Source organism: Brevibacterium album DSM 18261, from assembly GCF_000426445.1.
Lineage (GTDB): Bacteria > Actinomycetota > Actinomycetes > Actinomycetales > Brevibacteriaceae > Brevibacterium > Brevibacterium album.
Genome location: NZ_KE384526.1, coordinates 468214 through 478278, shown reverse-complemented (window position 1 = coordinate 478278; position 10065 = coordinate 468214). Strand labels below are relative to the sequence as shown.

At 70.3% G+C, this 10065-nt stretch carries 8 protein-coding genes and 1 tRNA gene; 6 read left to right on the top strand and 3 right to left on the bottom strand.

From position 1 onward, the window contains the following. Window positions 1–212: 212 nt before the first annotated feature. Window positions 213–1415, top strand: coding sequence for a hypothetical protein (locus K318_RS25845; RefSeq protein WP_342664217.1), 1203 nt, complete (start codon window positions 213–215; stop codon window positions 1413–1415). Window positions 1416–1459: 44 nt separating this feature from the next. Here K318_RS25845 and K318_RS0115775 read toward each other — a convergent pair whose 3' ends face one another. Continuing rightward, window positions 1460–1864, bottom strand: coding sequence for a hypothetical protein (locus K318_RS0115775; RefSeq protein ID WP_029090190.1), 405 nt, complete (start codon window positions 1862–1864; stop codon window positions 1460–1462). 102 nt (window positions 1865–1966) lie between these two features. On the opposite strand from K318_RS0115775, the gene K318_RS22520 reads away from it, so the two are divergent. The 3 genes from K318_RS22520 (at window position 1967) to K318_RS0115760 (ending at window position 5986) form a co-directional block, all read left to right on the top strand. After that, a complete protein-coding gene (locus K318_RS22520; RefSeq protein WP_084500330.1) occupies window positions 1967–2794 on the top strand; it encodes a YwaF family protein in 828 nt (275 codons plus the stop codon). A gap of 162 nt (window positions 2795–2956) precedes the next feature. Continuing rightward, the gene (locus tag K318_RS23945) at window positions 2957–3784 is read left to right on the top strand and encodes an ATP-binding cassette domain-containing protein (protein ID WP_169721482.1); all 828 of its coding nucleotides are present in this window, start codon (window positions 2957–2959) and stop codon (window positions 3782–3784) included. A gap of 51 nt (window positions 3785–3835) precedes the next feature. Continuing rightward, complete coding sequence (locus K318_RS0115760) at window positions 3836–5986, top strand: YhgE/Pip domain-containing protein (protein WP_029090189.1); 2151 nt, start codon at window positions 3836–3838, stop codon at window positions 5984–5986. A gap of 75 nt (window positions 5987–6061) precedes the next feature. On the opposite strand, the gene K318_RS0115755 is transcribed toward K318_RS0115760, so the two are convergent. Both K318_RS0115755 and K318_RS22510 read right to left on the bottom strand, forming a co-directional pair. Beyond that, window positions 6062–6880 carry a hypothetical protein gene (locus K318_RS0115755; RefSeq protein ID WP_029090188.1) on the bottom strand — a complete coding sequence of 273 codons (819 nt, stop codon included), beginning with the start codon at window positions 6878–6880 and terminating at the stop codon, window positions 6062–6064. 157 nt (window positions 6881–7037) lie between these two features. Further along, window positions 7038–8813 carry a hypothetical protein gene (locus K318_RS22510; RefSeq protein WP_029090187.1) on the bottom strand — a complete coding sequence of 592 codons (1776 nt, stop codon included), beginning with the start codon at window positions 8811–8813 and terminating at the stop codon, window positions 7038–7040. A gap of 306 nt (window positions 8814–9119) precedes the next feature. Between K318_RS22510 and K318_RS0115745 the strand changes: the two genes are divergently transcribed. Both K318_RS0115745 and K318_RS0115740 read left to right on the top strand, forming a co-directional pair. After that, window positions 9120–9195: transfer RNA gene (locus K318_RS0115745), tRNA-His, on the top strand. 133 nt (window positions 9196–9328) lie between these two features. After that, the gene (locus tag K318_RS0115740) at window positions 9329–10021 is read left to right on the top strand and encodes a DNA alkylation repair protein (protein ID WP_029090186.1); all 693 of its coding nucleotides are present in this window, start codon (window positions 9329–9331) and stop codon (window positions 10019–10021) included. Window positions 10022–10065: the final 44 nt, after the last annotated feature.

The following is a 10065-nucleotide window of genomic DNA, read 5'->3' as shown; positions in this document are numbered from 1 at the left end:
GTCGTAGTGCTCCCCGCGTAGGCGGGGATGATCCGGCGTTGTTCGCGGCGTTCGGCCACACCGGGTCGTGCTCCCCGCGTAGGCGGGGATGATCCCGGCCCCTCCTTGGCCGGGGAGAAGGGGAAGAAGTGCTCCCCGCGTAGGCGGGGATGACCGCACGTGAGGGGCCCTCCACCCCACCAGAGAAACGCGCAGCGCGCTATCCTGACCGCATGCGCTCCTCGGCAGCCCGTCTCGAGGTCATCGCCGGCCCCATGTTCGCCGGCAAGTCCGAGGAACTCCTGCGCCGTGTGCGCCGGCTCCGCATCGCCGGGGTCACGGTGGAAGTCGTCACTCACGTCCTGGACGTCCGCGAGGGCCCCGGCGCGGTGGCCACTCACGCCGGTTCCCGCGCGGAATCCCGTCAGCTCGAGCACGCAGCGGACATCGTGCGGCTCGCCTCCTCAGCCCATCGCCCCGACGTGATCGCGATCGACGAGGCGCAGTTCTTCGGAGTCGAGCTGATCCCCACCGTGGAAGAGGCCGTCCGCAGCGGCATCACCGTGATCGCCTCCGGCCTCTGCGTGACCTTCGACGGTGAACCCTTCGAGCCGCTTCCCGCCCTCATGGCCACCGCAGAATCCGTCAGCAAGCTCACCGCCGTCTGCGCGGAGTGCGGGGAGGAAGCCGCGTTCCACCAGCGCATACCCCTCAGCGCAGAAACAGACCCGAACCCGGCCGATGCACTTCGCCTCGACGGCACACACGTAGGCGGAGCCGAAAGGTACGAAGCACGATGCCGCGCCCACTTCGCGCCAGACGCCCCCGCACAGGCGAAGCACGCAGCTCCCCGCCGCACGCCCGAGCACAAGGTGCAGGAGGCCATGGCCCGTCGGCCCCGGCACGACTTCCTCCCCGAGGGAGCGAGGGCCCGGGCCGGTGAGGACGCACCCATCGCGATCGGTCATGGCCAGACGAATTCACAGCCCAGCACTGTGGCGGCCATGCTCGCCCTGCTCGACGTGCATCCCGGCCAGCAGATCCTCGACGTGGGCTCCGGCTCGGGCTGGACGACCGCCCTTCTGGGCGATCTGGTGGGCTCCTCGGGTGCGGTGACCGGCCTCGAGCGCATCCCCGAGATCCTCGCTGCCTCCCGCTCCGCCCTGGCAGCACACCGTATGGGATGGGTGACCGTGCAGCAGGCGGATCCCAGCGTGCCCGGCGCCCCGGATATCGGTCCCTTCGACCGCATCCTCGTCTCCGCCGAGGCCGCCGAGGTGCCGCGCGCCCTCGTGGACCAGCTGCGCCTCGGCGGCGTCATGGTCATCCCCGTGCGCGGGACCATGCTGCGCGTGCAGCGCACGGACTCGGACGGAGGAACGTCCGTCACTGAGCACGGCGGCTACCGCTTCGTCCCTCTCGTCCTGGGCGAGTGAGCACGCTCAGGACGAGTGAGCAGGCTCAGGTCGAGTGAGCAGGCTCAGGCCGAGGCACCCCCGGAGGTCTCGACGTTCTCAGCCTCCGCAGAGACTCCAGTCTGCCCTGCGTCCTCGTCCTCGCCGTCCTCCTCGGGCATCCGCTCCACGGGCAGGTGGATCTCACGGCCCTGACCGATCGCGCGCCTGAACCTGTTCAGCAGGTCCTCGTCGACGCTGCCCTGCGCTGCATCGATGAACGCGAAGTGGAACGGCGTCGCCGGGGTGAGATAGAGCGTCCGAGCACCCAGGTGCCCGCCCAGCTTCACATGGAAGGTCGCCCGCACTGCGCGCCCCGCATCGAACGCCTCGTAGATCGCCGCCTGCAGCGTCCTCGCCTCGTCCACGGGGAAGCCCCACGCGTGCTTGGCCTCGTCGTCGAACCCATACACGAACGTACCGTTGGCCATCTGCACTCCCTCTCGCTCGTTCCGGCACCGTCGGCGCACTGCTGCTCCTCATGGTACGTGCCGACGCTCCACTCTCCGGGCCGCACGACATAAACTTCCCCCATGTCCACCCGTCTGGAGCCGATCGGGCGCATGTCGCTGTACGGGCCCGAGCATCTGTGTGCTCTGGCCCTCGCCGTCGTCGTCGGAATCGTCTTCGTCTGGGGCGCCCGCCGCATCGCGGGGACGGTGCACGAGGACCGCGCCCTGCGGATCTCTGGCTGGACCGTCCTGGCCATCACCCTCGGATGGATGTGCTGGGACCTCCTGCCCGGCAACTGGAACATCGACCAGTCGCTGCCCTTCCACTATTCGGATGTCCTGCGGATCATCACCGCCATCGCCCTCATCCGGCGGGCCGGCTGGGCCATCGCGATCAGCTACTTCTGGGGCCTCACCCTCAACATCCAGTCGGTCCTGACCCCTGATCTCAACTACTTCACGGTGCCCGTCCTCGAGTACCTGCTCTTCTGGTACCTCCACATCGTCGTCCTCCTCGCGCCTATCGTGCTCACCTGGGGATTCGGCTACCGACCCACATGGCGCGGTTACGGCATCGCCTATTCCGCGACCATCGCATGGGCGTGCGTCGCCGTCACGGTCAACGGGATCACGGGGGCCAACTACGCCTACCTTTCCCGCCCGCCGCAGGGCCCCTCGCTCCTCGACCTCCTCGGCGACTGGCCGGTCTACGTCTTCTGGGAAGCCCTCGCCGCCGCCGTGCTCTGGGCGCTCATGACGCTGCCGTGGACTCTGTGGGGGCACCGCGGCGCCTCGATCACCGACAGCAGCGGCGCCGTCCGCCGCAGGCCTCCCTCCCCACGACCTCCGCGATTCGCCCGGCCTGCCCCTCGACCGTCCCGCGGCGGAGCTGACCCGTCACCGGCGTAGGCGGCCCCTGCGAGCAGGGGCGGGTCGTGTTCGCGTCCCGAGCGGGCATCGCGATGCGCGTCTGACGCCTGCGCGATCAGCGGTGCGCAGGCAGAGGTGAGTGCGGACACGCCGCGGCATCCCATGTTGCGGTCATCCGAAAGTGCGCGGATCATGGACCGGGTGAGCGTGAAGACGAGCGAGACCGTGAGCGCCGAGGCGGGCACAGACCCCGTCATCAGCATCGAAGGCCTGTCCCTGAGCACCCCGCGCAGCGTCGTCTACGCGGGCGTCTCCGCAGAGATCGCGGAGGGCGGCCTCCTCGTCTTCCGGGGGGCGGAGGGGTCCGGAAAGACCGCCCTGCTGCTGAGCGCGGCCGGCCGCATGCGCCCCGATTCGGGAACCGTCACCGTCGGCGGTGCCGATGCCAGACGCCAGGGCCGCACGGTGCGCCGCCTCGTGGGCCTGTCCCATGTGCACGGAGTGACGGACCTCGAGGACAACCTCACCGTGGCCGAGCACATCGCCGAGCGCCTCATCACCCGCCAGCCCTGGTACCGCCCCTGGATCTCCAAGTCCGCCGTCGCCGAGGAGGTCGACAGGCTGCGGGCGACAGTGGTCTCGGCGATGTCCCTCCTCCGCGAATCCGGCATCGAGGGCTTCCGGCCCGCAGACGTGCTCGAGGCGGACTTCGTCCTGGGCGTGGAGGAGGCGACCTATGTCTCCGAGCTCACCCCCCTCCAGCGCTTCTTCCTCGAACTCGCACTCACCTCCATCGACCGCACGCCCTTCATGGCGATCGACGACATCGACCTCCTGCGCGACCCGAGGGATCGCACGCTCGCCTGGCTGGGCGTCCTCCTGTACCGACAGGACGGGGTGTTCCGCGACGGCGCGCAGACCTTCGTCGTCACATGCGCCGACGACGCCCAGCTCCGCGAACTCTGTGAGCGGGTGCCGCAGCTCGCCGGGGGCATCGACATCGTCGACCTCGCGCGCCCACCGGTCTGAGCCGGCCGCATCCTCCCGCCCTCGCGCACCCGCCCCGAAGAAGGACTCCTCATGCTCTCCCTGCCCTGGCTCGAGCTCTCCCGGTTCCGCCGGACCACCCTCACCCGTCTCGCGATGGTCGTGATCGTGGTGATCCCCTCGATCTACGCAGGTCTCTACCTGGCGTCCAACTGGGACCCCACCGGCAACCTCGACGGCATCAGCGCCGCCGTCGTCAACCTGGACCGGGGCGCGGAGAAGCCCGCCGGCCCGGGCGCGGACGAACCTCGGGAGGAGCTGCACGCCGGCGACGAACTGGTCGATCAGGTCACGGAGAAGGGCGCCGCGGGGTTCGCCTGGGAGACGGCCGAGGCCGATGAAGCCGCCGAGGGTCTGGCCGACGGCTCCTTCGCCGCCGTCCTGACCATCCCGGCGAACTTCTCCGAGCGGCTCGTCTCCGCCGGCGGGGACGAACCGGAGCGGGCTGAGCTGCGCGTGGCGACCAACGACGCGAACAACTACGTGCTCGGCCAGGTCGCGAACACGATCCTCACGGAGATCAGGGCCGGGCTCAACGAGACGACGACGGCGCAGTACGCCGACCAGATCTTCGTGGGCTTCAACGACCTCCACGAGCAGATCTCCGAGGCCGCCGACGGCGCATCCGAGCTCCACGACGGCGCCGGTGAGCTCCATGACGGCACCGGAACGCTGGTGGACGGCTCCGGCAGGCTGAGCGAGGGCCTCGACGAGCTCCACACAGCAGCGGGCACCGCAGCTGCCGGCGGCCGGACGCTCGCCTCCGGAGCCTCCGATCTGGCCGACGGAGCGGAGAGTGCCGAGAGCGGCAGTGCGACGCTCGCCGACGGCGCGAAGCAGGTGGCCGACGGCACCGGCGCGCTGAGCGACAAGGCGCACCAGATCCGGGCCCGGGCCGACGACTTCGACAGCCGCGTGGGCGATCTCGTGGACAGCGCCGGCCCGGCCCTCGACGACGCGGCCGACCGCTTTGAATCGGGCCGCGCGCAGGTCTCCGACGATCTGCAGTCACGCGTGGACGACCTCGCCGCGGACTATCCGGACGATCCTCGCGTCGCCGATCTGCAGAGCGCCCTGGACGGGCTCGAATCCGACCTCGACTCCGCCCACGACGCTGCGAAGGACGCCCGCTCGACGGCACAGGGCTACGAGCGTGACGCCCGGAACCTCGCAGACGAGGTCCTCGACGCCGTGCACGAGGCGGACGACCAGATCAGCACCCTCGACGACGGCGCCGCACAGGTCTCGGACGGGGCCCGCGACCTGCACAGCGGACTCCGCACGCTGAACGACGGGGCACAGCAGCTGAGCACGGGCGCCGACGACCTCGCCGACGGCCTCGGGCAGCTGGAGGAAGGTGCGGGCAGCGCCGCCGAGGCGGGTCGGCAGCTGGCCGAGGGCGCGGTCGACCTGGACGACGGCGCCGCGCAGCTCGAGGACGGTGCGGGAGAGCTGGCCTCGGGTCTGGCCGACGGCGTCGAGGAGATCCCCACCTTCGATGCCGCGGACCGCGAGAACCGCTCGGACGTGGTCGCGCTGCCGGTCGATGCGCACAAGGACACCCTCAACCCCGTCCACGTCTACGGCCAGGGCCTCGCGGCGTTCTTCATCGGCCTCGCGCTGTGGATCGGCGGCATGATCACCTACATGGTGCTCAAGGCGATCCCGTACCGGGCGCTGGCCTCCTCTGCGAGCTCGCTGCGCATCGCCTGGTCCGGCTACGTGCCCGGACTGCTGTTCGGGATCGCCCAGGTCGTGCTCCTGTGGGCGGTGCTCGCCTTCGTCCTGGACTTCACGGTCTCCACCTGGCTGTGGACCTTCGTCTTCTCCATCGTGGTGGCGGCCTCGTTCCACGCCGTGCATCAGATGTGCGTGGTGCTGTTCGGCTCGATCGGACGCCTCGTCGCCCTGGTCCTGCTCATGCTGCAGATCGGAGCGGCCGGCGGAACCTACCCCGTGGAGACGGCGCCGGCGTTCTTCCAGTGGCTCTCACCGCTCCTGCCCATGACCTATGCGGTGAAGGGACTGCGCGGCATGATCGCCGGAGGAGACGCGGCCGCAGTGATGCAGGCCTCGGCGTCTCTCGCGCTGTTCGCGGTCCTCGCCCTCGCCGTGAGCACCTTCGCCTGCTCGCGCAAGCGGGTCCTGTCGATGAAGGACCTCCATCCCAGCCTCACGCTGTAGGGCGGCGGGCCCGGGGGACGGTCGGCACCGCGGCCGAGGTCAAGTCCGCCTCGGCCGCGAAGACTCGCGCTTGCCTCAGTCCGCCTCGGCGGCGGCGCTGCGCCCGCGCGCCAGGAGGAAGGCCACCACGCCGAGCGCTGCGAGCCCCAGAGCGATGATCAGGGCGATGGGCCAGGAGAGACCGGAATCCGCACTGTCAGCCGTGGCGTCATCGTCCGTGGCGGTCGTCTCGTCCCCGTCGGCCTGGGCATCCCGTCCATCGGGATCCGATTCGGCGGTGATGGACTCGTCCTCCTCGTCACCCGGTGCGTGCGGCACGGGATCCGAGTAGTCGGAACCGGTGTCCTCGGACGGTGACCACGGGGTGCCCTGATCGGAGCCCCGTGAGGAGGAGCCGTTGCCGGTGGCGGGATCCTGGACCTTGCCGCTGGTCGGCTCGTCCCGGTCCTCGCCATCGTCGGAGGAGTCCTCGCTGTCCTCGGGGACGCCGGGTCCGCGCGTGGGCTCCGGAGCCTGAGTGGGCTGCGGCGCGGGTTCGCGGGTGGGGCCCGGGTCCGTGGGGCTGCCCGTGGGCTCGGGGTGGGTGGGCTCGGGAGACGAACTGGGCCCTTCGCTGGGCGGGCCGCTCGGATCGGAGGTCGGCTCCTGCGATTCCTCGCCTCCGGGGGTCTCACTCGGCGTCGGAGTCCGGGGATAGCCGGTGCCATTCGGGGAGGGCTGAGACACCGAGGCGGCGGCCTCTGCTGCGGCGCTCTCGTAAGCAGAGTCCTGTGCACGAGAGGGAGCCTCTGCCTCGCCGGTGAGCGCCGAGGCGGGTGCCGCGCCGGTGAGGAGGCACAGGGCGACTGCTGCGGCGAGAGCGAATCGCGGGGAGCGGGGCGGAGCCGTCTTCATAGATCCTCGGAGGGGAAAGGGGCCGGTTCGCGACAATACTAACGAACAGCGTGACCTGATCGCGATCTGCTCGTGTTCAAATCTTTACGAAACGGCCCGCACTGCGGAACCCGGTGTCTGCGCTGGTGGGGCGCGTGTTCAGCCGGGGGACAGGGACTCATCCGGTCGGATAGGCGGTCACCCTGTCGGCTCCGGAGCGCACGATTGCGTAACGGGAGTCATGTGTCACAGCGAGCAGATCGGCGCCCGTCGTGTATGCGGTGGGGGCGCCGGCCTGGAAATCGGCGTCCGTGCGGACACCTGCGAGGATGATGGGTTCGCCGGCGCTCGTGCCGGGGACCAGGTTCCCGCGCGGCTCTCCGAACTGCATGCCGTTCTCGGTGCCGTCCAGCAGGAGCAGTCCGGTGCCGATGTCGTAGAGGAAAGGGCCGATGACCGCGAGCGCGTAGCCCTGACCGCGGGTCCAGTCCTCCTCGCCGATGTCGGCGCTGGAGACCTCGTTCATCGACGACAGGCTCCCGTCCTCGAGGCTGTGCACAGCGAGCTGGAGGCGGTGGCCGGAGCTGAGTCCGGCCTCGGGCTCTCCCCAGACGGTGATCGCCAGGCCGTGGCCGGCGGACTTCCACTGCTTGATCTCGAGGTTGTCGCCGGGCCTCTCCAGCGGCACCTCCGAGGTCTCGCCGGTGTCGATGTCGGTCATGACGACCGGTCCCTCGAACACGGCGCTGATGAGATGCCTGTCGTCGACGGCCATCGGTGTGGATCCGGGCGCGGGCGTCGGCACTGGCTGCAGCCCCTCGCGGCCGAGGGTGCTGAGGGAATTGCCCTCCCTGATGAGCACGCCGGTGCCGGCCGCGGACATGCGGGCCTCCGGGCCGAGGGGGATGTCCACTGGCGCGTCCTCGCCGTCGAAGAGCGCCTGGACGCGGTCGTCGTAGCGCCAGACGAGGGCGGGCTCACCGTCGATGACGGTGTCCGCGGCGAAGGTCACGCTCCCGGTGTAGCCCCCGGAGTAGCGGGTGGTGCCGGTGCGCGCATCGAGGATGGTGAGGCGTCCGCTGTCCACGACGAGGACCCCACGCGAGGTGGCCGTGACGGAGGCGGTGGGCGGCACATCGGCCTCCCAGCGCGGTTCGGCGGCGAAGCCGGGCACCGGCGTGTCCGAGGGCTCCTGCGTCACCGGCATGCGGCTCGGGGCGGCGGTGTCCGTCGGCACGCCCGACTCGTCCGCGGCCGGGGTGCCGATGAGGTCGGGGAGGAAGAAGAACGCCAGGGCGAGGACGAGGAGCACGGAGAGGACGAGGCTCGGGACGGTGAGACGCACGCTGCGAGGCCGCCGGGGAGTCTCTCTCCGGACTCGGTGCGTCCGGGACGAGGAGGCGCGCTTCCGCTCGGAGCGCCTGCCGTCCCCTGAGTCGGGTGCGGCGCCCAAGGTCTCGGCGGGCCCGGAGTACCGGGTGCCCACGGGGAAGTCTGCCGCGGCCGAGGAGTCCTCCTCGGAGTGCTTGTCCGCGGAGGCGTCGTCCGAGGGGTCCTGCTCGAGGCCGGTCGGTTCGGGTGCGCCGGCGGGCGCGGACGCCTCGGGCTCTGAACGGCTCTCTGCGTCGCCGGTCTCGCCCGGGGGCGGGGCCTGTGCGGTGTGTGGAGCTCCGTTCGGCCCCTCCGCGGAGGCACTGCCTGTCGCGTCTTCGTCGGTGGATGCGGCAGCGGTGTCCTCACCGGGGACGGCCGCGATCTGCCCGGTGGCACTGATGCGCAGCCCGCGTTCGACGGGCCCGTCGCTGATCCGCACCTCGAGGTCGGTGCGGGTGGAGCGGGCATGCTGGGCGAGGTGCGCCACGGCCGAGCCCAGGTCGGGATGCGGGGTCACCTCGCCTGCGATGTTCACCTCTGCGCTGCGGTCCTGAGCGACAGTGATGTGGGCGTGGGGCATGGTGTGAGCGACCTCGGGAAGTGCGAAGACAGTAAGGGACGGCGGGGTGAACGTGAGTGCGAACCCCAGTGTAGGGAGCCGAGGCGAGGAGAGCTGTGCAGCGGGCTGGACCGAGTCCGAATAGTTACCGCAGTCTCGCGGCGCGGAACTGCGGTACTCCTGAGGGTCCGATGCTCGGTCCAGGCGGGCGGGTGGAGTGACGAGCATCTCAGCGCGGAGGGCGGATCTGGGTTGGCGAAGGGCTGTGAGCCGGTCTATGCTGTTCTCTGTTGTCGAAACGGCGCGCATGTGCCGGGCAGGCGCATGGTGGCTATAGCTCAGCTGGTAGAGCACCGCGTTGTGGTCGCGGGGGCCGCGGGTTCAAGTCCCGTTAGCCACCCCATCCGGAAGGGCCTTCTGATCCGCTCGCATGAGCGGATCAGAAGGCCCTTCTGCTGTGCGGCGGGAGGGCAGATGCTCGTGTCCCGCGGGATCGTATGAGACCCTGAAGCTCGGCGCGGAGTGCGGGAGGCGGGATGAGCGAAGCCAGTCAGGTGGTCGGGCGGCTGCGCGAACTCGCCCTGCCCGCTGAACTGCCCAAAGTCCGCAAGAGGCTCAGTGCGGACGAGCCGGCTTTCGGGCTCAGGATGCGCGACGTGTTCGACACGGCCAAGGCACACGTCGGGCTCGGGCTCGATCAGGTCCACGAGCTCCTGGACCATCCGGCTTATGAGCCGCGACTGACGGCTTTCTGCATCCTGGACTTCAAGGCCAGACGAAGGCTCGATCCCCGGGGCCGGCGAGAGCTCTGTGAGATCTACGTCGAGCGGCACGACCGGATCACCACCTGGGACATGGTCGACAGGAGTGCGCCGCGCGTCGTCGGCGGGTGCGTTTCCGGTGGACCCTACGACCTGCTCTTCTCGCTGGCAGAGGCGGACGCCCCGCTGCAGAGGCGCAGCGCCGTCACTGCGCCCCTGCTATTCACCCGGTCGGGTGGCGAGGCCGATCTCGACGCGGGATTCGCAGTGGCGGAGAGACTGCTCGCCGACCCGCTTCCAGTCGTCCACAACGCCGTCGGCACGTTCCTCAAGCACGCGGGAGGGTGCGATCCGGACCGGCTTCGACGGCTTCTGTCCGCGCATGCCGCCGACATGACGCGGGCATGCCTGAGGCTGGCAACCGAGAAGCTCGACCCCGCTGAGCGTTCTCGCTACCGGGAAGGCTGAGGCGCGCGTTCGAACGATGTCGGACTGCGGATGACGAGACCAGA